Annotated in this window: 24 protein-coding genes; 5 read left to right on the top strand and 19 right to left on the bottom strand. The window is 32.8% G+C overall.

The window, feature by feature from the left end:
• Positions 1–2: 2 nt before the first annotated feature.
• From HNQ90_RS03010 to HNQ90_RS02995, 4 genes are all read right to left on the bottom strand, one after another.
• Positions 3–647: an HD domain-containing protein gene (locus tag HNQ90_RS03010; protein WP_241678319.1), complete on the bottom strand. Its 645-nt coding sequence runs from the start codon at positions 645–647 to the stop codon at positions 3–5.
• A gap of 8 nt (positions 648–655) precedes the next feature.
• The gene (locus HNQ90_RS03005; protein ID WP_144115161.1) at positions 656–1171 is read right to left on the bottom strand and encodes a gamma carbonic anhydrase family protein; all 516 of its coding nucleotides are present in this window, start codon (positions 1169–1171) and stop codon (positions 656–658) included.
• A 152-nt stretch (positions 1172–1323) separates the two neighbouring features.
• Entirely contained in the window at positions 1324–2058 is a 735-nt protein-coding gene (locus HNQ90_RS03000) for a LytR/AlgR family response regulator transcription factor (RefSeq protein WP_144115160.1), read from the bottom strand.
• A 75-nt stretch (positions 2059–2133) separates the two neighbouring features.
• Positions 2134–4317: a tetratricopeptide repeat-containing sensor histidine kinase gene (locus HNQ90_RS02995; RefSeq protein WP_144115159.1), complete on the bottom strand. Its 2184-nt coding sequence runs from the start codon at positions 4315–4317 to the stop codon at positions 2134–2136.
• Positions 4318–4565: 248 nt separating this feature from the next.
• Here HNQ90_RS02995 and HNQ90_RS02990 point away from each other — a divergent pair, with 248 nt between their 5' ends.
• Complete coding sequence (locus HNQ90_RS02990) at positions 4566–5726, top strand: VWA domain-containing protein (protein ID WP_144115158.1); 1161 nt, start codon at positions 4566–4568, stop codon at positions 5724–5726.
• A 73-nt stretch (positions 5727–5799) separates the two neighbouring features.
• Here HNQ90_RS02990 and HNQ90_RS02985 read toward each other — a convergent pair whose 3' ends face one another.
• Positions 5800–6807, bottom strand: a complete 1008-nt coding sequence (locus HNQ90_RS02985) for a PorP/SprF family type IX secretion system membrane protein (RefSeq protein ID WP_144115157.1) — start codon at positions 6805–6807, stop codon at positions 5800–5802.
• 176 nt (positions 6808–6983) lie between these two features.
• Between HNQ90_RS02985 and HNQ90_RS02980 the strand changes: the two genes are divergently transcribed.
• The 4 genes from HNQ90_RS02980 (at position 6984) to HNQ90_RS02965 (ending at position 9518) form a co-directional block, all read left to right on the top strand.
• Positions 6984–7886, top strand: coding sequence for a NifU family protein (locus HNQ90_RS02980; protein WP_144115156.1), 903 nt, complete (start codon positions 6984–6986; stop codon positions 7884–7886).
• A gap of 87 nt (positions 7887–7973) precedes the next feature.
• Positions 7974–8174 (top strand): dodecin family protein, encoded by a 201-nt coding sequence (locus tag HNQ90_RS02975; RefSeq protein WP_144115155.1) that lies wholly within the window; start codon positions 7974–7976, stop codon positions 8172–8174.
• 97 nt (positions 8175–8271) lie between these two features.
• Positions 8272–8625 carry a DUF1304 domain-containing protein gene (locus tag HNQ90_RS02970; protein ID WP_144115154.1) on the top strand — a complete coding sequence of 118 codons (354 nt, stop codon included), beginning with the start codon at positions 8272–8274 and terminating at the stop codon, positions 8623–8625.
• Between the two features lie 77 nt (positions 8626–8702).
• On the top strand, positions 8703–9518 hold the full coding sequence (locus tag HNQ90_RS02965; protein WP_144115153.1) for a mechanosensitive ion channel family protein: 816 nt from the start codon (positions 8703–8705) through the stop codon (positions 9516–9518).
• A 62-nt stretch (positions 9519–9580) separates the two neighbouring features.
• Here HNQ90_RS02965 and tsaB read toward each other — a convergent pair whose 3' ends face one another.
• From tsaB to HNQ90_RS02895, 14 genes are all read right to left on the bottom strand, one after another.
• Entirely contained in the window at positions 9581–10255 is a 675-nt protein-coding gene (tsaB, locus tag HNQ90_RS02960) for a tRNA (adenosine(37)-N6)-threonylcarbamoyltransferase complex dimerization subunit type 1 TsaB (RefSeq protein ID WP_144115152.1), read from the bottom strand.
• Positions 10256–10257: 2 nt separating this feature from the next.
• Positions 10258–10749 carry a TlpA family protein disulfide reductase gene (locus HNQ90_RS02955; protein ID WP_144115151.1) on the bottom strand — a complete coding sequence of 164 codons (492 nt, stop codon included), beginning with the start codon at positions 10747–10749 and terminating at the stop codon, positions 10258–10260.
• Positions 10750–10772: 23 nt separating this feature from the next.
• Positions 10773–12107, bottom strand: coding sequence for a TolC family protein (locus HNQ90_RS02950; protein ID WP_172625810.1), 1335 nt, complete (start codon positions 12105–12107; stop codon positions 10773–10775).
• Complete coding sequence (locus tag HNQ90_RS02945) at positions 12094–13209, bottom strand: efflux RND transporter periplasmic adaptor subunit (protein ID WP_144115149.1); 1116 nt, start codon at positions 13207–13209, stop codon at positions 12094–12096. The genes HNQ90_RS02950 and HNQ90_RS02945 overlap by 14 nt, the downstream gene beginning before the upstream one ends.
• Before the next feature lie 102 nt (positions 13210–13311).
• Positions 13312–14556 carry an ABC transporter permease gene (locus HNQ90_RS02940; RefSeq protein WP_144115148.1) on the bottom strand — a complete coding sequence of 415 codons (1245 nt, stop codon included), beginning with the start codon at positions 14554–14556 and terminating at the stop codon, positions 13312–13314.
• A gap of 2 nt (positions 14557–14558) precedes the next feature.
• Positions 14559–15788, bottom strand: coding sequence for an ABC transporter permease (locus HNQ90_RS02935; RefSeq protein ID WP_144115147.1), 1230 nt, complete (start codon positions 15786–15788; stop codon positions 14559–14561).
• On the bottom strand, positions 15781–16482 hold the full coding sequence (locus tag HNQ90_RS02930; protein ID WP_144115146.1) for an ABC transporter ATP-binding protein: 702 nt from the start codon (positions 16480–16482) through the stop codon (positions 15781–15783). Before HNQ90_RS02930 ends, HNQ90_RS02935 begins: the two co-directional genes overlap by 8 nt.
• An 89-nt stretch (positions 16483–16571) precedes the next feature.
• On the bottom strand, positions 16572–16793 hold the full coding sequence (locus tag HNQ90_RS02925; protein WP_144115145.1) for a hypothetical protein: 222 nt from the start codon (positions 16791–16793) through the stop codon (positions 16572–16574).
• Positions 16794–16796: 3 nt separating this feature from the next.
• Entirely contained in the window at positions 16797–17330 is a 534-nt protein-coding gene (locus tag HNQ90_RS02920; protein WP_144115144.1) for a DUF420 domain-containing protein, read from the bottom strand.
• Positions 17323–18063, bottom strand: a complete 741-nt coding sequence (locus HNQ90_RS02915; protein WP_144115143.1) for an SCO family protein — start codon at positions 18061–18063, stop codon at positions 17323–17325. Before HNQ90_RS02915 ends, HNQ90_RS02920 begins: the two co-directional genes overlap by 8 nt.
• A 35-nt stretch (positions 18064–18098) precedes the next feature.
• Complete coding sequence (locus tag HNQ90_RS02910) at positions 18099–18818, bottom strand: hypothetical protein (RefSeq protein ID WP_144115142.1); 720 nt, start codon at positions 18816–18818, stop codon at positions 18099–18101.
• A 330-nt stretch (positions 18819–19148) separates the two neighbouring features.
• The gene (locus HNQ90_RS02905; protein ID WP_144115141.1) at positions 19149–19529 is read right to left on the bottom strand and encodes a cytochrome C oxidase subunit IV family protein; all 381 of its coding nucleotides are present in this window, start codon (positions 19527–19529) and stop codon (positions 19149–19151) included.
• Between the two features lie 54 nt (positions 19530–19583).
• Positions 19584–20576, bottom strand: a complete 993-nt coding sequence (locus HNQ90_RS02900; RefSeq protein WP_144115140.1) for a cytochrome c oxidase subunit 3 — start codon at positions 20574–20576, stop codon at positions 19584–19586.
• Between the two features lie 293 nt (positions 20577–20869).
• Positions 20870–21451: a cytochrome c oxidase subunit 3 gene (locus HNQ90_RS02895; protein ID WP_144115139.1), complete on the bottom strand. Its 582-nt coding sequence runs from the start codon at positions 21449–21451 to the stop codon at positions 20870–20872.
• Between the last annotated feature and the right edge of the window lie 3 nt (positions 21452–21454).

Genomic DNA, 21454 nt, shown 5'->3' with positions numbered 1-21454 from the left:
AATTAACTTAATTGTTCTAATTCGAATTTTAAATTTTCTTTAGCTTGACTTTCATATTTACTTATAAAATAATCAGTTTTAAATATTGAGTTTAATTCTATAATATTTTTTAAGGCTTTCTTCCTCCCTTTTCGATACATGAAATCCGGATAAACACGATATTCCTTTCTTATGTTTTTAGAATACTTTGAATATTCTTCAGTACTTTTTCCTAAAACCGAAAGATCTAGATCCAAGAGAATATTAGTATCATTATCAGTTGAGTGTTTATGTTCTTTAGTGGCTTCAATTTGATTCATACAATCAATAATACCATCAAATGATGTTTTATTAATTCTTTTTTCAAATACTATAGCACTTTGGTGCTCATTATCACTTCTTGTTGCTTTATAAACAATATCATGATAATATATTGAGAACAAAAGGGTGTCTAAATTCCTGATTTGTGATTTAACATTTTCCAGTTCAATCAGCATATTTTCCAAATGCTCAAGATTATGATAGTGTCTGGATTTGGATGTATAATGCTTCTCAATTTCACTCCAACATTCCAAATTGTACTTTTCATTATCCGAATACTTTGTCATCAAATTCAAAAACTTTTCTTTTATCATCTCAATTCGGGTATTGTTCACATCAAATGCCATTAAACTAATCACTCTTTAAACCAACTGGAGTATTTTATATAAGCGTCGGCAATTCGGTTAATTTCGCCCAATACATGTGCTTCGCTTACGTTTTTAACTTTTTTTGCTGGTACACCTGCGTAAATACTCCCCGACTCTACAACCGTGTTTTGCGTAATTACCGCGCCTGCTGCTACTATACTATTGCTTTCTATAACGCAGCCATCCATAATAATACTGCCCATACCTACTAAAACATTGTCGTGAATGGTACACCCATGCACCAAAGCATTATGCCCTACAGACACGTTATTACCAATGGTTGTACCCGCTTTTTGATAGGTACCATGTATAACGGCACCATCTTGGATATTTACTTTATTACCCATTTTTATAAAGTTTACATCGCCACGCACTACGGCGCTAAACCATACGCTACATTGGCTACCCATGGTAACCTCGCCTACTATGGTAGCATTTTCGGCTATAAAACAATTGTCTGGTATTACAGGCGTGTTGCCTCTTACTGTTTTTATTGCTGGCATAGATAATGTCTTTAAAAAAAGGAGTCTTATAATTTTGAGTTCCTTTTAGTTTGTTTGTATATTGTTTCTCTTGCTACGTTCGAAATTCGTTTTGCTAATCGTAAAATTAAAGATTTCGATTCAATTTATGAGATTCCCGCTTTTACGGGAATTTATTTAAAATAAGACAATAAGTCTGATTTCTTAGATGCCGAAACCATAACTTGTTTTCCGTTACTAAGTACTACGCTTCCTCCTTTTCCTTTTACATATTTAACAACCTCGTTTACGTTTACTAAATAGGATTTATGAACTCTGGAAAAGCTTGAATTGCCTAAAGCTTCTTCAAAATACTTAAGCGTTTTGCTTACTATTTTCTTTTTATTGTTGTTTAGGTAAATCTCGGTGTAATTATCGTCGGCCTTACAATAAAGAATGTCCGCTGTATTTAAAATCTCGAAACCATCTAATTGCGGAATGGTAATTTTACCTGCCACCATATTAGTTTTAGGCACAAGAATTTGATCTTGCAGTGCGTCTTCCTTTGTTTTTATTTCGGTTACATAATCTACGGCTTTTATAAGCTCGTCTATAGAAATGGGTTTCATTAAATAGTAGCTAGCATGGGCGTTTAGCGCATCGATAGCATAATGGTTATAGGCGGTTACAAAAATAGTTTCGAAATTGATGTCGCCCACCTTATCTAACAAATCGAAGGCGTTACCATACGGCATTTCAACATCTAAAAACACTAGATCTAAATCATGATTTCGAATTAAAACCAAAGCCTCATCTACATTTGCTGCTTCACCTAAAACAGTAACGTTTGGACAGTATTTTTTAAGGTAATTTTTTAGGATTTCTCTACTGGTTTCTTCGTCTTCGACTATTATGGAGGTTAATTTCATATTTATATATTTAAAGCCTAAAGTTGAAGGTAAGAAGCAAAATTTCCGCTTATTACTCCTAACGTGAGCTCTTTTTTAATCTTTTTTTAGGGTTACAACTACTTTGGTTCCCGCGTCCTCTTCGGCTTGAAAATCGTCAACTAAAACATCTACCTTATCCTTATACATTTCGTTTAAAATAGACACTCGTTTTTTAATATTACCCATACCTTTTGAGTTTTGTTTCTGCTGATTTTCGGTTTTTAACGCCTTAGATTTTTCGCGTCCTATACCGTTATCTGTAATGGTAATTTTAATCTCGTCGGGCTTGGTTTGAGCAATACTAATATTAAGCATTCCCTTGGTTTTTTTATACCTTAAACCGTGCCAAACGGCATTTTCTATGTACGGCTGCAGTAACATTGGCGGTATTACAAAGTCTTTTACAACGATATTTTCATCTACATTTATAGTATATTCAAATTTATCTTTAAACCTAAAATGTTCTAGTTTGGTATAGAGCTCAATAAGTTTTAGCTCTTTTTCTAATGGGATAAAATCTTCTTCACTATTTTCTAAAACGGCTCGCATTAGCAAAGAAAAATCGGTTAAATATTTATTTGCTGTACGCTCATCGTTTGATGCTATAAAGCTATTAACAGAGTTTAAGGCATTGAATATAAAATGCGGATTCATTTGACTTCTCAAACTTTTAAGCGCCAATAAATTATTTGCTAGTCGTTGTTGCTTAATGTATTTAAACATTAAAAAGGCTCCTATTAATAAGAGGATTAACCCACCAATTAAGGAGTAAATAATAAGTTTTTGGCGTTTGGCCTGCTCTATGGATAATTGATATTTACTTTCGGATAATTGCCTGTCGCTTTCCAGACTAGAGATGCGGTTTTGTTTACTTACAATATCTTTACTAAACCTTGCTGCTTGCGATATTTCTTGCTCTTTCTTGGAATATAATTTATCAACCAGTTCCACATAATCTTGATAGGCTAACAAAGCTTTATTAAACTGCCCTGCATCTCTGTACACTTCTGAAAGTTTTCTGGTAGCATCTTTTTGAACCACTAAATCGGCTTTACTACCAGCCTCTTCAATACTGCGTTCTAAATACGGAATGGCGCTATTATAATCTTTTTGAGATGCATAAGCGTTACCGATTTTATAGTTCTGCTTTTGCGGTGTTAATGGGCTTTTGTTATCAATATCGTCGGCTTCACTTTCAATTTCACTAATGGTATTAAGAGCGTCCTTTCTTAGCTGAATTTCATCTGAATAATTATTAGTTTCATTTTGAAAATCGGCTACTTTAATTTGTTCCTCGACGGCTCGTTTTTTGTTTTCGTTATTGGCTAACTTTAAAGATTTATTAAAAAAGCCCTGTGCTTTTTGTGTTTCACCTTGGGCGTTGAAAGCCTGACCTAACTTAGAGTTTAAATCGGTTATTTTAGGCGTTATTAAATGCTTTTTCGCTACTTGCAAGCCATCTTCGTAAGCACCAACAGATAAGTTGTACGACTTGGTTAAAAGGTACACATCGCCTAAGCCTTCATATAAATTGGTTAGCTGCCAATTTGTTAAACTACTTTTATTAATACCATTGTATACTTGTAAACTTTCTTGATAGTTTTTATTGAGTTTATAAGCCTTGGCCAGCTTTAACGAAACCTCGTTTGAACTTCTATTTTGCAAACTAATTCTATAATTAGAAACTGCTAAATCGTATTGTTTCCAATACATATAAATATCGCCTAAAACCTCGTAGGCTTCACTATTTTGTTTTGTTGAACTAGCTTCAGAAAGCGCATCGGCAATAAATTGAATACTTTTTTTTGCGTCCTTTTTTAAATATACTTCTGCCGAATCTATTAACGGCGTAAATAATTCTTTTTGGTTTCTAGAAATAGATTTAAACTTAGATAATTTTGATTCTTCCTCGTAATTTGGCTCTACTTCTACCCGAATACGCTCGCTACTTTTAATAACATAAAATACGGTTTCAAAATCTTTATGTCTTATAGTTAACTCGTCGCCTTCTCTAGCTTCAATTCTAAATTCGCCATGAATATCGGTAGCCGCATAACCACCACCATTTACTTCAATATTAACATCGCGAATAGGTTTTTGGGTATCACTCTCCACCACCGAACCACGTACTGTAAACTTAGGTCCTTGGTTTAATCCGTCGCGTGTGTTTTGAGCTTGCAAAAACAGGCCACACAACACAAAATATGTTATACTTATATATTTAATAACCGACTGCATACTTTATTTTAAGTAGCTAAACTTACGTACTTTACTTGGTTTAAGAAAATGTGTGTTTAACAAAACCGTGTATTTACAATACTAAAAATTAGGCTTTACGAATTTAGTGGGTTTGTTTACTCATTAAAAAAGCCCTTTAACTCATTCTTCATTTTATAAGAATTATGTTGGGCATAGTTTTACGTTGTAGATCAATACGTCCAAAATAGGGCGATTAATAATACTCATTAATCTTAAAACGAAAAACCATGAAAACGTATTTTAAAACCGTTTTACTTTGCGCAACTTTAGCGGCATTCACTACTTCTTGCAAAGCAGAAAACAAAAAAGAAACGATAGCACTAAACGAAACTAAAACCAATCATCCAGAACCTAACAAACAATTTATTAAGGTGGCTTTATTATTAGATACTAGCAATAGTATGGATGGTTTAATAGACCAGGCAAAAGCTCAACTTTGGGATATTGTAAACGAACTATCTTATGCCAAATGTGGCACTAGCAAACCCAATTTAGAAATTGCTTTATATGAATATGGCAATGATAGACTTAACGGAAACGAAGGCTATATTCGTCAGGTTTTAGCCTTTAGTGACGATTTAGATGATATATCAAAAGAGCTTTTTTCGTTAACCACAAATGGTGGCGAGGAATATTGCGGACAAGTAATTCAAACCTCATTAAACCAACTAAATTGGGGTAAAAACGCAGACGATTTAAAACTCATATTTATTGCAGGAAACGAACCTTTTACACAAGGAAAAGTAAATTATAAAGATGCTACAGCAAATGCAAATGAAAAGGATGTTACCGTAAACACTATTTTTTGTGGCAATTACAACCAAGGTGTTTCTAGCCATTGGAAAGATGGCGCGCAATTAACAAATGGTGATTATATGGCTATAAATCAAGATAAAGCAACCGTACATATAGCATCGCCTTACGATGACGCTATTTTAATTTTAAATAAAAAATTAAACAAAACGTATGTGGCCTATGGTGCAAAAGGCAGCAGAAAAATGGCATTACAAGCAGAACAAGACATGAATGCAAGTGGCTACAGTAAAGCCAATGCTGTAAAGAGAACAGTAAGTAAAAGTTCGCATTTATATAAAAATAAAAGTTGGGATTTAGTGGATGCTGTAGAGCAGGAAGAAGTTGTTATTGAAACTATTAATGACGATGAGTTACCTACAGAATTAAAAGGCAAGTCGAAATCTGAAATTAAGGCCTATGTTAACACCAAAAGCAAAGAACGAGAACACATTCAAAATGAAATTGCAGATTTAAACGCTAAACGTGTAGTATATATATCTAAGCAAAAAAGTGAACAAACCAACAACTTAGAAAATGCTATGACTAATGCCATAAAAGAACAAGCAAAACGAAAAAAGTATACTTGGAAATAAACACTTAAAAATAAATTCAAAATAAAAATCCCGCTTAGTAGCGGGATTTTTATTTATTTATTTATGACGAGTGTTAGTTAACTGCTGGACAGTTACACGCATATTTTTTACGGCGACAACCAAAGTTATATCCTAACGTTATTTGATGAAAACCACCACTTGTAAATACTATAGGATTGGTTTGATATGTATACGTGTAAGCAAACATATAATTGTTATAGTTTGCACCAATAATTCCTGTTACTTGGTTTAGTTTTTGGCTATTTACACTGCTACCGTCTAAATATTCGGCACCATCTAAACTTTGTCTGTACGAAGCACCTCCCCATAATTTACCATACTCCATCTCTTTATAAACTTTACCATTAAAATCGATGCTAGACTCTTTAGTTAAATCTCTATATTGAAACATTACAGATGGTTCGTAGCTCCAATCGCTACCAAACCTACTAAATACATTTCCAACCGAAAACAAATAACGTCTAAGGTTACTTGTAATTTCTAAATCGCTATTAACACCAGAGTTATTTAATAAATTCTTTACCGTACCATGTGCGTAAAAATCTAGATAGTGGTATGAAAATCCTAAATCCACATTAAAATTAGTTTCATTTTGCACAACACCATCAATTATTGGATCTGGAATAGGTGTACCATCTAAAAATGTTGTTTCATCTAATTGGTATTGAATAAAACCAGCACTTAAACCAAAAGAAAGCATGTTTAAATCGGCTTCACTTCTAGAAAACATAAGGTGATGCGCATAGGTTAAATAGGCACCTTTTTGCGAATGATACCCGTTATTATCTGCATATACAATACCTCCAATAGCAGATTGAGATTCCCCTATTCTGCCATTAACACTAAGTGTAGTAAGTTTAGGTGCATCATCATGACCAAACCATTGTTGCCTTCCTGTTAATCTAACTTTAGAGCAATTAGCAATACCAGCCATGGATGGATGAATTAAATAATAATTATCCGTTAAATAATCTGTATAAATTGGCAAACCCTCTTGAGCTGTTGCTATGTTTGAAAAAACAGCTGTTATTGCCACTAAAATGATAGTTCTAAAATTCATAAACTCTATTAGGAAGTAAGTTTAGTTTAATACAAACGTCTTGATTATTAAAAAATTACACATAAAAAAGACAAAATCAAGCTTTACCTTTCTAGCCTTATTATTGCAGGCAACAAAACTCAAATATATGGATAACTAAAGTTTTCTTTTAGTATTTTTGTAAAAAATTAGCTAAAATGAACACTTTCAAGGTTTCTGTGCAAGAAACATCCAATAATGCTATAGTAAAATTCGAAGTCAATCAATTTATTACAAAACATCAAAGTTTTGAATTTAATAATATTGACGAGGCTAAAAATGCACCATTAGCACAACAATTATTCTACTTACCTTTTGTAAAAAAAGTATATATATCTGGAAATTTTATTGCTGTAGAACGTTATGATATCGTACAATGGAATGACGTACAAGATGAAGTTAGCGAACAAATTGAAACCTACCTAAACGATGGTGGCGTTGTTGTTGAAGAATCTGCAACCGCTAAAAAAGTAGCGGTAACGGTTTATGCAGAGAGTACACCTAACCCATCTGTAATGAAATTTGTAGCCAACAAAAAAATGGTTGCGGCTCTTTTTGAGTTTACATCTATCGAAGAAGCTAAACTATCGCCTTTGGCTACAGAGTTATTTCATTTTCCGTTTGTAAAGAGCGTATTTCTTGATGAAAATTATGTTTCTATAACAAAATATGATATTACAGAATGGCAGGATATTACAGTCCAGCTTCGTGAATTCATTAAGGATTATATCGAAAAAGGAAAAGACGTTGTATTACCAGAAGCTGTAGAAAAATTAAAAAAATCCACTAAACAAGTTGATAGCCATTTTGAATCTTTAGATGATGTTTCAAAAGAAATTGTAAACATTCTAGAAGAATATGTTAAACCAGCAGTTGCTAGTGATGGTGGTAATATTCAATTTATTTCTTACGATTCAGCAAGTAAAAACGTAAGTGTAATGCTTCAAGGAGCTTGTAGTGGATGTCCGTCTTCAACTTACACCTTAAAAAGCGGTATTGAGAATATGCTTAAAGAAATGTTACCAGGGAAAATTGAAACTGTCGAAGCCATAAATGGATAAACCCATGTGACTTTTTTATATTTTAAGTGTCAAAAAATCACTACATTACAAGAAGTAATTGTTATTAACAACTTAAAACATAAAATCATGGCAGTATTAAAAGTAATTGAAATTTTAGCAAATTCTGAAAAAAGTTGGGAAGACGCTACAAAAAAAGCAGTAAAACACGCATCAAAAAGTCTTAAAAACATACGTTCTGTATATGTTCAAGATCAAAGTGCTAGTGTAAAAGACGGTGAAGTTTCAGATTTTAGAGTGAACTTAAAAATCACTTTTGAAGTCGAATAAATCCCGATTGAAAATAATATATAAAGCGTTCATATTCTGAACGCTTTTTTTATGGCTTATAATCGCTAACTTTGATTGAGCAAAACTCATTTAAACTATGACACTTATATCAACTATACTTATAGCTTTTATAGCCGTTTTACATTTCTATTTTTTAGTTTTAGAAATGTTTATGTGGACCACGCCTAAAACCATAAAAGCTTTTGGGTTAAAATCGAAACAATTTGCACAAGACACCAAAGTATTAGCTGCAAACCAAGGTCTATACAATGGTATTTTGGCCGCTACATTGGTGTTTTCTATTATTAACCAAGACATAAAACTTGCTATATTCCTACTTATTTGTGTGACTATAGCGGGCATTTACGGGTCTTACTCTACAAAGCAAATAAAGTTATTTTATGTACAATCGGTTCCGGCTATTATTGCGCTAATTTTTTGCTTTGTTTAACATTAATTAAACATTTTAACCCGTAAAAACTAAGGTTTAGTTTTTACTTTTGCACTTACTTAAACTTTTAAAAAATTATGAATTTAGAAAACATCGACACAGAAAAGTGGCTACAATTAGGATTAGATTATGGCTTAAAAATTCTTGGAGCTATAGCTATTTGGATTATTGGATCTTGGGTTATTAAAAAGATATTAAAAACATCTAAAAATTTAATGTCCAAACAAAACTACGATGAAAGCCTTCAAAAGTTTTTATTAAACCTATTAGGTTGGATTTTAAAAATTATACTAATCGTTGTTGTACTTGGTACTGTTGGCGTAGAAACCACATCGTTTGCTGCTATTTTAGCTGCTGCTGGTTTAGCTATTGGTTTAGCTTTACAAGGTTCTTTAGGTAACTTTGCTGGTGGCGTTTTAATAATGATTTTCAAACCATTTAAAATTGGTGATTTAATTGAAGCGCAAGGTGAAATTGGTGTTGTAAAAGAAATTGAAATCTTTACTACTAAATTAACTGGACTTTCTAATAGAGAAATTATTATTCCTAACGGTTCATTATCAAACGGAAATATTATTAATTATACCACTGAAGGCACACGTCGTGTGGATTTAACGTTTGGAGTTGGTTATGATTCTGATATTAAAAAGACAAAAGAAGTGTTAATGAACGTATTAACATCGCATCCTAAAGTTTTAAAAGAGCCTGCACCATCAGTTAATGTTTCTGAGTTAGCAGATAGTTCTATTAATTTTGCTGTAAGACCATGGAGTACAACTGATGATTATTGGGCAGTTTACTTTGGTATTACCGAGGATGTAAAAGAAGCACTTGATGCGGCTGGAATTGAAATTCCTTACCCACATCAAGTTGAAATACAAAAGAAAGGATAAAACACCTAATTTTATAAACTAAGAGACCCTTCAGATTTAAAATTTGAAGGGTCTTTTTTTTATTATTTGGCTTTCGGCTTTAAAGCCACAAAATCTTTTAAGTAATACGGTTCGAAATAAGCGACATCTTCAAAGTTATTTTCTTTATATTTTTTGAAAGCTAAAGCGCTCATGTCGTTAGCAGAAGGAAGTTTATCATCTACAAAAATAGCGTTAGGATGATTAATTAACGTTTTTGTTTTTTCTACACCATTACCAATAAAATAAACCTTTCCTTGCTCTAAGTAGTTTTTAAATGACGTCTCATCAAGTATTTCGGCTTGTGTTTCTCGAATTTGCTTAAAATCTGAATCGTAAATTGCAGAGTATACTTCCATCCGTCTCGCATCTAACATAGATACAACTATACCTTTTTCCATTTTAATTTGGTGCGCTAAGGCATCTAGAGTAGGAATAGCTATTAAAGGCTTATTTAATGCAAAACAGAGCCCTTTAGCAGCTGAAACTCCAATACGTAAACCCGTATAAGAACCTGGACCTTTGCTAACGGCTATGGCATCTAAATCGTTTGACGTGATATTGGCTTCCTTTAAAACAGCATCGATATAGACATGCAACCTTTCGGCATGCGAATAGCTTTTATCATTATCTTCTTTTAAAACAATGGTTTTACCATCTTTTGATAAGGAAACCGAACAATTTGTCGTTGCGGTTTCTAGGTTTAAAATTAAACTCAAAATTATTTATATTTTTCAATGATATCTCCAATAACAAAAGAATCCAATTCGAAACCTTGAAGACCAGGATAACCTTCCCAACGTACAATGCCATTTGGATCAATCAGTACGCAATGAGGAATCCCTTTAACTTCATAGCTGCTTTTTAGTCGTTCTTTAGTATCAATGGCACTATAGTATTCCATAACCGGAGATTTCATCTTGTTAACTTTAGTTTTTGATTCGTCTGAAATACCAATAACTATTAAATCGTCTTTAAATTCATAATGATATCGATTAAGTTCTGGTATTGCCTTTATACATGGTCCGCACCATGTTGCCCAAAAGTCTACTAATACAAATTTACCTTTTAAATCTGGTTTTTCAGAAAGCCATTTTTCAACACTAAAAGTTGGTGCTTTTTTATTTAAAAATGATTTTGCCCAAAGTTGTTTTTCTTGCCCACAAACCGTCATACAAAACAAAACCATTACTAAAGCTCCAAACTTTTTCATTTTATAAAAGTATTAAAAATGAATTATTCAGTTAACGATTTTCCCATATAAAAATCTAAAACTTTAGTTTTAAAAACAAAATCGTACTTAGCATTAATTAATGAAGATTCTGCATTTATTAGTTGTACCCTAGCTTGCTCTAAATCGAAGGCTGTCATTACACCAATATCAAAACGTTCTTTCGAGTTATTAAAAGATAAACTTTGAGATTCTAACGTTTTTTTTGCAGCCTCAAAAGCCTTAAATGCGGCTTGAGCATCGGTGAAAGCACGCTGTATATTGGCTTCTAAGTTTAACTTAGCTTGTTCTAAATTAAGCTTACTATTATCTTCTTGGATTTTAGATTTTGCCACTGCTGTTTTATTCTGAAATCTTGAAAAAATTGGGATGTCTAAGCTTAAACTAAATCGGTGACCTTTTTGCTGATTTAACTGTGTAAAGAAATCCTCTTCAGTATCAATTAAATTTGTAAAAAACACATTTGAACCATAACCATAACTCGCTGAAAGTGTTGGGTAAAAACCACTTTTAGAAATTTCCGTACCTAATACCGCATTTTCTATATTCTTTTCTGCTACTTTAATTTCGTTTCTGTTTTCAAAAGCAAACTTTAGTATTGGACGAATATTTTCATACAGTAATGCTTCAGTAGGTGTATTTATATCGATAATTTGCACATTAAATCCATCATAAGAAATTTGTAATAATTGTGATAAGGTTAATAAGGCTAAATTGTAATTATTCTCTGCTAATGTAACTTGTTGAGCATCTCTACTTAAGGTAGCCTCAGCATCATAAATATTTACTTTAGGTTGTACGCCAGCATCTACCAACTCTTGCACTTGTTCTAGTTGCTTTTCACTAAATTGATATTGAGCTTCGGCGGTTTCAAAACGTTCTTTATTAAAAAGCACATTTAAGTATGAGTTAACTACATTTAATGAAATGTCATCTTTAATTCTTTCAAGCTCTAATTGATTTGTTTCTAATCTTAGTTGAGATTGTTTGTATAGGTTAGTTAACCTAAATCCATCAAAAATAGTTTGATTTACACCTATTCCAATACTAGTTCCATTATCTGTTCTATCTACAAACTGCCCTGGAAATAATTCTCTGCTACCAATAGATAAGGTATGATTCATATTTGCGTTTACAGATGGCAAAAAAGCACCTTTAGACGCAATAATGTCCTGTTCGTTATCAAGCAATCCGTTTTTACTTTGTCGTATAGTAATATTATTCTCTAATGCATGATTAACACACTCCTGTAAGGTCCATTTTTTTTGTTGAGCAAAAGTAAAGACAGTACATACTAACGCAAAAACTATAACGGTTTGTTTTATATTATTCTTCTTCATCTTCATTATCTTTTGATGCTTTATTCCATACTTTAATTTTATCGCCTTCGCTAACACCTTCGGTAATTTCAACATTAATACCATCAGAAAGTCCTAACTCCACATCTTTTTTATCAAACTTATTATCTCCATTTAAGATCTCCACAAAAGGTTTTTCGGTAAGTCTATTGTATTGTAATAAGGCTTCTCTAATTACCAAAACACTATCTCTAGCTTCGATATCTATTTCCGCATTAGCGCTATAACCAGCTCTAATATTTGTGGTTGAATCGATAGTAACATCGGCTTTAATAGTAAATTGTACAGCACCATTTTCCTCGATACCTTTAGGAGCAACAAAGGTTAGTTTTGCAGGGAATTCTTTATTACGAATAGCGCCAAGAATCACTTTAATTTCTTTGCCTTCTTGTACTTTTCCAACTTCAGATTCATCTAGTTTACCTTCAAAAATCATAAGACTCATATCGGCAATGGTAGCAATAGTTGTACCTGCGTTAAAATTATTACTTTCAATAACTTGGTCGCCTTCCCTAACTGGTATTTCTAGAATCGTACCTGCTATTTGAGCAATGATATTAGTATTTGCTGAATTTCCTCCGGAAATAGAACCTCGCTTTATAATTTGATAATCGTTTTGCGTTTGGTTTAATGACTCTTTAGCCTGATTGAAAGTCAATTGGCTATTTTCAAAATCTTGCTGAGAAATCACACCCTTTTCAAATAAGGTTTTGTTTCTTTCAAAAAGCACTTTGGCATTATCGTACGATAGTTTAGCTGTTGAAATTCTACTTTTTGCGCTTACCAAGTTTTGTTCGTTTGGTACCACTCTTATCGTTGCAATAAGATCCCCTTTTTTAACGACATCGCCTTCTTCAACAAGAACCTTATCAACAATACCCGAAATTTGAGGTTTTAATTCAATCTCTTCCTCTGGGTTTAATTTACCTGTTGCTACAGCCTTGGTATTAATAGAACTGTAAAAAGGTTCTTCTACTTTATAATCTACCACGTCTTTAGAATTGGCATCTTTAAAATACTTTAACACCCAAACTAGTGCAATAATGGCAACTAATATTAAAATTATTTTTACTGTTTTATTCATTTGATTGTTGGTATTATTTCTATTTTGTTACCTGCTATTCTATATTTAGTGACTACAGAAAATCAGTTTAACGCTATAGAAGGTTCACTTTTTTTTAATTCTTTATTCTTCTCTTAATGCTTCTATTGGTTTGATGCTGGTTGCTTTAAAGGCGGGAATTAAGCCTATTAAAGTCCCTAATACAATTAATATTATTAAGGATATAAATACTACACCAATCGATACAGATGGATTTACCAAAGTAGCCTCGGCTCCTTGTCCAAACTTATAATTTAAGGCAATTAAAACCCATCCGCCCGAAATAATTCCAAATAAACCAGCCACTAAGGTTAAAAATACCGCCTCTACAACTATTTGTCTTTTTATTTCAAAAGGGGTGGCGCCTAATGCGCGTCTAACGCCTATTTCTTTGGTTCGTTCTTTAACAGTAATTAATAAAATATTTCCAATAGCAAAAACACCTGCAATTAAGGTAGCAATACCTACAAACCAAGTTAAAAACTGCATACCTGATAAAAATCCAGTAAATTTTGCGAATTCTTTTCCTAAATTAAAACTGCGAAAAGCACGGTTATCTTTTGGATGCACATTATTGAGGTTTTTAAGCATTAATTCGGCATCTCTTTGAATTTGGACAATATCGTATTCTGGCTTTCCTGTAATCATCATAAATCCAATTTTATCACCTTTATTGTATACCTTTTGAAATGTAGTAAAGGGAATATGAATATCTTCACTTGGTCCAAAATTAACATTACCAGGGTCGTAAACACCAATAACGGTATAATTGATTTTATTTATTTGAATGTATGTACCAACGGCTATTTCATCTTTCTCGAATAATTGCTTGTAGATACTTTCTGAGATTACCGCAACTTTTTTAGTGTCATCAATATCATTTTGGTTTATGAACCGACCATGAATTAGTTTCTTTTTTTGAACTTTGTCTAACAAAGGGTAATCACCAAAAATATTAAAGGTTCCAGATAAAAAATTTTTAGTAACAAGCACAGGATTCATATTTCTGGGTACTACAAATTCAATGCCTTCAATATTATCTTCTACTTTTTTAATATGAGGTATGGTTAACTGAATACGTCTTCCTTCTTGAAACCCCTTAAATGGCATACCAGTGGTGTTTCCCATAAAGAATACACTGTTTGTTGCAAAATCCCCAAATAAACGATTAAACGAATTTTCTAGACCTCTTGCTGAACCTAATAACCCAATAAGCAGTAAGATTCCCCACCATACACCAACCATAGTTAAAATAGACCTTAGCTTGTTTTTGCTAAAGCTGTCTATTACTTCTTGCCATGTATCTCTATCGAATAAAAATCTAAACATAATTAATCGTTTCTTAAAGCAACAATGGGTTTAATTTCTGACGCTTTTTTTGCGGGTAAATAACCTGCTATAGCTCCCGCTAAAATTAAAGTAATGGTCGCTCCAATAACAAGGCTATTGCTAACACCAGGGCTTGTTATAAAGTATTTTTCTAAACTAGGCCCGATCCATTCTAAGACTCCAACACCAATTAATAAACCTACATATCCGGCAATTGTGGTTATTATTATAGACTCGATAAGTATAATAGCTATTATAGATTTTGGAGATGCTCCCAAGGCTTTTCTAATACCAATTTCTTTGGTACGCTCCTTAACAATAAAAATCATAATATTACTAATACCAACAATACCAGCTATTAGAGTTCCAAAGCCAATTACTAATATAATAACAGTTAAGCCCGAAGTTAACATATCAACTTGCTTTGTACTTTGTGCCATGTTACGAACACGAATAGCTCTTTGGTCGCTTCGCGCAACCGAAAATCGCTCCTTTAAGCTTTTAGTAATTAATGTGCCAAAAGAAAGTGCTTGATCACTATTCATTTCGGGATTATAAGTTAAATGCATAAAGTCTATAAAGTCATTGTTTCCATATACAAGCTGCGCCGTAGTAATGGGAATATAAATAACACGCTCTTCATTATCTCCTTCATCATCAGTAAAAACACCAACAACTTTATAAGGAATTCCACTTAGGTTAACGTATTTACCAATAGCACTTTCCTTTGTAAACAATTGATCGTTAACAATTCTACCTATAACAGCAACTTTAGTTTTATTCTTTAAATCATTTTGATTAATATAACGCCCTTCACTGATCTTATTGTTTTCAATAAACATATATTCTGGATGAACTGCTCTTAGCTGATAACTATTTTTTTCATTTTTAAAAGAAGCAATAACGTTTCTATTTACTTTGGATGTGATGTATTGAACTTTATCACCAAATTTGTCAAGTACATATTCATGATCTTCATTTTTAAACTGTATTTGCCTACCAGCTTGAAGACCTTTATATCCTTTTGTTGTTTTTCCTGGATAAATAACAATAGAATTATTAGCATCGGTACCAAAGGCTTCTTTAAAAGTATTTTCAAGTCCATTAGCAATACCGAAAAGTATAGTAAATAATAAGATAGCAAACGCCACAGTAAAACCAGAGAGAAGACTCCTGGTCCTGTTCATATTAATACTCTGAAATATTTCGCGCCAAAGGTCTAAATCAAACATAATTTTCGGCTCTATCTTGAGTTACCTTAACATCTTCCATAATAACACCATCTTTAAGGCGCACAATACGTTTACACATATTAGCAATATCCTCTTCGTGGGTTACCATTAAAATAGTTTTGCCTTCGTCGTTTAATTGCTGAATAAACGCCATAATATCATGCGAAGTTTTGGTGTCTAAAGCGCCCGTTGGCTCATCGGCTAATAATAATTTAGGATTTGCAGCTAAGGCTCTAGCAATAGCAACACGCTGTTTTTGCCCGCCAGAAAGTTCTTTTGGCAAATGTTTAGCCCAATCTGCTAAACCTACTTTACCTAAATGAAACATGGCTTGCTCTTGACGTTCCTTACGCTTTACACCTTGATAGTATAACGGCAATGCAACATTTTCGACAGCATTTTTATAATTTATTAAATTGAAAGACTGAAAAATAAAGCCCAAAAACTTATTTCTGTAAACAGCTGCTTTTTTTTCGGTTAGATTTTTAATAGGAAGACCATCCAAAATATATTCGCCAGAGTCTGCTTCGTCTAGCATGCCTATAATATTAAGCAACGTAGATTTACCCGAACCCGAAGAGCCCATAATGGCAACCATTTCGCCTTCTTCTACATTAAGATCTATGCCTTTTAAAACATGTAGACTAGAATCTCCAATAGGATAAGATTTATGAAGCTGATGTATTTTTAACATATTTGGATTGATTTAGTACACTATTAAATAGCGCATATTAAATAAGACTACCCACTACAAGAAATGTTACACCAAAACTTAAAAATGTTTTAAATACTTTTTTTGGAATTGTATTTCCTGTAAATAAAGTAACCAAGTCCTGCAACAAGTATATAAGGCACAGCCATTAAATACACTATTCCATCGTTTATTCCCTCGGCTGTTGTTTGTCCTGCCTCACTTTCTAACACGGCGCGACACATAGCACATTGCGCATTTGTTTTAATTACAAACAAAAGTGAAAAAAGAAAAAATATAATTTTACGTTTCATTTTTTAGGCGTAATAAGGGGAAATCATTATAAAAACTACAACTCCTGTTATAGCTACATAAAGCCATAAAGGAAAGGTGATTTTAGCTATTTTTTTATGTTTCTCAATATTATTAGTAATTGCTCTAACATAGGTTATTAATACAAACGGAATAACAATAATGGATAGTACAATATGCGTTAATAATATAAAATAATAAAAATATTTAGCACCACCTTCTCCACCAAACGGTGTAGAATCGCTAGTCATATGATAAGCGATATACATTAGTAAAAACAAAACCGACAAACCTATGGCTACTTTAATTAACCTTTCGTGCAGTTTTATTTTTTTCTTTTGGATGGCAATAAATGCTAATACCAAAACTAAAGCTGTTAGCGCATTAGTGCTCGCGTAAATTGGTGGTAAAAAAACAGGCAATTCTACATCTATTTTAATTCCAAAAAGCGCAGCTACCGCAACGGGTATCACTACCGAAAGTATTACAATTAGTTTATTATACTTTTTATCGTCTATGGTGTTTTCTGTATTACTCATTTAGCAACTTTTTAATATCTTCTTTTAAGGCACTTATTTCTTCTAGCTTACCATCTTCGTCTGTTTTTTCAGATTCCGAGGTAATACCATTATAATAAATTATTGGATTTCCTTGCATTTCTCTGCTACGTACAAAGCCGTTTTTATCGATTAAAGCAAAATTTCCAGAGTGCTCAAAACCACCTTGAACATCTGGGTTTTCGGCTGTATAAATATAAAAACCTTTATTTGCTAACTCGTAAATAGCCTCTTTACTTCCCGTTAATAAATGCCAATTTGGGTTTGTAATGCCATACTTTTCGGCATAGGTTTTTAATACTTCGGGCGTATCATGTTCTGGATTAATAGTAAACGAAGCCACTCCAAAATCTTCAAAACCTTCAAACTCGTTTTGAATTTGAACCAAGTTACTATTCATCCTAGGGCAAATGGTTGGGCATGTTGTAAAAAAGAATTCTATAACATACACTTTGCCTTCAAAATCCTTATTGGTAATGGTTTTTCCATTCTGATTTGTAAACGAAAAATCTGGCACCTTACGGTTTACACCATTGTTTTGTATAAATACTAAATCAGATTTTTTTTCTGCTACCGCTTTAGGTTGATCGCTTCTGCTTTCTTGCCTTGAAATATCGCCTTTAGAAATTCTATCGACTATTCTAGGAATAAAAATTATTCCGAAAATAAGAATGGTAAACGCAATACCTATGTATGAATAATTCGTTTTTTTCATTTTTAACTATATATCATTCCCTTAATAGGAGAATCTTATTTTTTCTTTTCCACACTTATATCCTCAGTTCTTGAAGAACTAGGATCGAAATCGCCTTTTCGTTTTTGCCTGTACTCGGTAAATAGAATACGCAAATCGTCGCTCATTTTATTTTTTATTTCGCTTACTTCAATACAATTGTATCCATAAAGACCGTAAACGGCTTTGTCTTTTTCTAATTCGCTATCTGTTCTATCATCCAATCGTCCGCGTTGGTTTAAATCTTTATCGACTACAAAAACTTGGTTGCTTGTTAAATTGTTAGATAAATTTTCTTTAGTTTTTAAACTAAAATATACGCGTTTAATATCGGCAGGTTCTCCATACACAAAGTGCCAAAATCTTAAATCTTGATACGAACTAATTTCGGCTTTTAAAACTTTTACGGCTTCCTCGCTACCTTTTGGCATAAGCACAACCACTTGAAAACGTTTAAAGCCTTTAAATTTATCGTAAACCAATTCCTTTAAATTTAAAGCTATGGTGCTACTTTGTTCTGGATTATCGCCAAAAAAACCGAGAACGGTTATATGATCTTTTAATAGAATTGGGTCGTCGATATCTGAAGTAAAGGCTTCGATATCTAAAATCGATTCGTTAACAATATCTAATGGCGTGTAGTTATGTGTAGCTGGATATAAAAACAGTAAAAACGTTACAGGAAGAAAGAATAATATTCCTAAAACTACATACCGACTTACCTTTTTGTAATCCATTAAAAACCTAAATTTATATTGTTTTTATTTGAGTTGCAAAAATAAAAAAAGCGCAGGTAATAACCGCTCATATTCTATTATTTAACTTAGTATTACAACAACCTTGGCAGATGTGTGCGCTAGGGATTGCAGCGGCATCCTTTTTAAAACTTTATAAAACAAAAGCTGTTGCTAACAAAAAGCTAACCAATTGCTATGTTGCTCGCTCTTAACCAAAACCTTTTAAAAAGATACAGCGAAAAGCCCGACCCTTGTGGTAGCGCCCAAAAACTTTTTATGGCAAAAAAAATCCCGCCAATTGGCAGGATTAGTTTTTATGTGTTGTTACGCTTAAAAATCGCGCTTAATATATCCGTTATCGTAAACCTCAAATACGTAACCACCTTCTTGTAATAAGATGAAGATTAGGTAAAGGATTAAAAATATTGCTGTCCAAACCACGGCACGTCTTAATCCGCTAGTTTCGTCGCGCATGTGCATAAAATCCCAAGTAATGTAATAGGCTTTTACGATGGTTAATATAATGAATATCCAGTTTAATATTTTCATTCCTAATACGTGTCCCATTGACCATTCTGGCTTAATGATACCTAAAGCAACCTCTACTGTTGTTACTATTGAAAGGAATAATAATACACCCCAAATTTTTTGAGTGTTAGACTTAAATTTCCAAAGTCCTCTAAATATTTCTAATTTATGTTCTTGTGCCATTTTTTCTTTGATTTAAAAGATTTCCTTCTTAAAGGAAATGAAAAAAATTATTTATTATACTAGGTAGAAGAATGTAAATACAAATACCCAAACTAAATCTACAAAGTGCCAGTAAAGACCAACTTTCTCTACCATTTCGTAGCTTCCACGTCTTTCGTATGTTCCTAATACAACATTAAAGAAAATAATAATGTTAATTAACACACCTGAGAATACGTGAAACCCGTGAAATCCTGTAATAAAGAAAAAGAAATCTGCAAAAAGCGGCGATCCATATTCGTTTACATGAAGGTTAGCACCCTCAACGTATAACTTACCGTTTTTCATGATTTGATTTATAGACTCTTCTCTAGATAATACTGTTTTTTCACCGTGCTCGTTAATAATTTGAGTACGTACTAAAACATCTTTATTGGCTTGTAAACCGTGTATAACCTCGTCCATGGTATAAGCAGGCAAAGCACCTTCGCTAGCAAACCAAATACCATTTCTGTTTTCGTGTTGAGTTCTATCTTGGTGTGCTGCAGTTACAGCAAAATCTCTAACAGCTACACGTTTAAAAACTTGCTCGCCATCTTTATCTACATAATGTCCAAACTGTAAAATGTTACCACCTTTAGTTTGTACAGCACCATAATCGCCATTAATAAAGGTGTTCCATTCCCAAGCTTGAGATCCTACGAATATTAAACCAAAAATAATGGTTAAAAACATGTAAATAGTTACTTTGCTTTTATTTAAATGGTGTCCAGCATCAACCGCTAGTACCATAGTTACAGACGATATAATTAAAATAAACGTCATAAAAGCCACGTAATACATTGGCGCATCTACACCGTGAAAAAACGGGAAGTGAGTAAACACCTCATCTGCAATTGGCCATGCATCAATAAATTTAAATCTTGAAAATCCGTAGGCTGCTAAAAACCCAGAGAATGTTAAGGCATCCGATACGATGAAAAACCACATCATCATTTTACCGTAACTTACTTTAAGTGGCGCGTTTCCGCCTTCCCAAGTTTTGCCTTCTGCTACTGCTGTACTCATATATAATGGTTGTTATTTATAAAGTTGGACAAAAATAATCATTTTATTCATCTAATAAAACATCATGCTTTAAAAATTAATCACTTAAAAGTAATCGCTACTAAAAATACTTTGGGCGTTCCTTTTTGTTACAAGCTTTACGGTTTAAAAAACCTATTAGGAACACAAAAAGTCGGGCTTTCGGCAGTCGCTTCCTCCTACGTCGGCGAGCTTCAACAAAGCCTCAATCCCTAACGCAACTATCCGTTAAAACCTTTAAAACACAACTAATTAAAGGCATACCCTTAACTCAATTATCTTACAAAGTATAAAAATAAAAATAGGTAAACCCACAAAATATCTATAAAATGCCAAAACGTCCCTGCTAATTCTAGTCCCAACATTTTATCTTTAGTATACTTTTGTTTAAAATGATTATAAATTACAACCAATAAACAAATTAATCCTACAACCACGTGCAAAATATGCACAATAGCAATTAAATAAATGTAAGACATGGTTACATTACTGGTTGGTCCAGTAAAATTATACCCTAAATCTATAATTTGTCTAAAACCAGAAAACTGGTTAAAAATAAATACACAGCCTAAAATTAAAGTTGCTACCAACCATAGCATAGTTGCTTTATGGTTACCACTCTTTAAAGCGCGTTTAGCTAAAATAAAAGTGATACTACTAATTATTATAACAACCGTACTAATTATAAATGCATTGGGTAAAACAAAATCTTTTAACCAATCTGGTCTAGAACTACTCACTACAAAAGCACTTGTCCAGCCTGCAAACGACATAATAAGTGACACAATACCAAACCAAAGCATCATTTTTTTGGCTCTGCTATTTTTCTCTTCGCGTGTTCCTTGAGTTAAATCCATAAT

It is taken from the genome of Algibacter amylolyticus, assembly GCF_014202225.1.
Classification (GTDB): Bacteria; Bacteroidota; Bacteroidia; order Flavobacteriales; family Flavobacteriaceae; genus Algibacter_B; species Algibacter_B amylolyticus.
This window is presented reverse-complemented; position numbering and strand designations above follow the sequence as displayed.

Bases quoted from the DNA above. Each gene is read 5' to 3' on its own strand.
- HNQ90_RS02935 (WP_144115147.1), bottom strand. From the start codon at position 15,788: ATGTTTGATTTAGACCTTTGGCGCGAAATATTTCAGAGTATTAATATG.
- HNQ90_RS02985 (WP_144115157.1), bottom strand. From the start codon at position 6,807: ATGAATTTTAGAACTATCATTTTAGTGGCAATAACAGCTGTTTTTTCA.
- HNQ90_RS02975 (WP_144115155.1), top strand. From the start codon at position 7,974: ATGGCAGTATTAAAAGTAATTGAAATTTTAGCAAATTCTGAAAAAAGT.
- HNQ90_RS03010 (WP_241678319.1), bottom strand. From the start codon at position 647: ATGGCATTTGATGTGAACAATACCCGAATTGAGATGATAAAAGAAAAG.
- HNQ90_RS02950 (WP_172625810.1), bottom strand. From the start codon at position 12,107: ATGAAGAAGAATAATATAAAACAAACCGTTATAGTTTTTGCGTTAGTA.
- HNQ90_RS02995 (WP_144115159.1), bottom strand. From the start codon at position 4,317: ATGCAGTCGGTTATTAAATATATAAGTATAACATATTTTGTGTTGTGT.
- HNQ90_RS02900 (WP_144115140.1), bottom strand. From the start codon at position 20,576: ATGAGTACAGCAGTAGCAGAAGGCAAAACTTGGGAAGGCGGAAACGCG.
- HNQ90_RS02970 (WP_144115154.1), top strand. From the start codon at position 8,272: ATGACACTTATATCAACTATACTTATAGCTTTTATAGCCGTTTTACAT.
- HNQ90_RS02940 (WP_144115148.1), bottom strand. From the start codon at position 14,556: ATGTTTAGATTTTTATTCGATAGAGATACATGGCAAGAAGTAATAGAC.
- HNQ90_RS02955 (WP_144115151.1), bottom strand. From the start codon at position 10,749: ATGAAAAAGTTTGGAGCTTTAGTAATGGTTTTGTTTTGTATGACGGTT.
- HNQ90_RS03005 (WP_144115161.1), bottom strand. From the start codon at position 1,171: ATGCCAGCAATAAAAACAGTAAGAGGCAACACGCCTGTAATACCAGAC.
- HNQ90_RS02915 (WP_144115143.1), bottom strand. From the start codon at position 18,063: ATGAAAAAAACGAATTATTCATACATAGGTATTGCGTTTACCATTCTT.
- HNQ90_RS02930 (WP_144115146.1), bottom strand. From the start codon at position 16,482: ATGTTAAAAATACATCAGCTTCATAAATCTTATCCTATTGGAGATTCT.
- HNQ90_RS02980 (WP_144115156.1), top strand. From the start codon at position 6,984: ATGAACACTTTCAAGGTTTCTGTGCAAGAAACATCCAATAATGCTATA.
- HNQ90_RS02905 (WP_144115141.1), bottom strand. From the start codon at position 19,529: ATGGCACAAGAACATAAATTAGAAATATTTAGAGGACTTTGGAAATTT.
- HNQ90_RS02990 (WP_144115158.1), top strand. From the start codon at position 4,566: ATGAAAACGTATTTTAAAACCGTTTTACTTTGCGCAACTTTAGCGGCA.
- HNQ90_RS02945 (WP_144115149.1), bottom strand. From the start codon at position 13,209: ATGAATAAAACAGTAAAAATAATTTTAATATTAGTTGCCATTATTGCA.
- HNQ90_RS02925 (WP_144115145.1), bottom strand. From the start codon at position 16,793: ATGAAACGTAAAATTATATTTTTTCTTTTTTCACTTTTGTTTGTAATT.
- HNQ90_RS02920 (WP_144115144.1), bottom strand. From the start codon at position 17,330: ATGAGTAATACAGAAAACACCATAGACGATAAAAAGTATAATAAACTA.
- HNQ90_RS02895 (WP_144115139.1), bottom strand. From the start codon at position 21,451: ATGGATTTAACTCAAGGAACACGCGAAGAGAAAAATAGCAGAGCCAAA.
- HNQ90_RS02965 (WP_144115153.1), top strand. From the start codon at position 8,703: ATGAATTTAGAAAACATCGACACAGAAAAGTGGCTACAATTAGGATTA.
- HNQ90_RS02910 (WP_144115142.1), bottom strand. From the start codon at position 18,818: ATGGATTACAAAAAGGTAAGTCGGTATGTAGTTTTAGGAATATTATTC.
- HNQ90_RS03000 (WP_144115160.1), bottom strand. From the start codon at position 2,058: ATGAAATTAACCTCCATAATAGTCGAAGACGAAGAAACCAGTAGAGAA.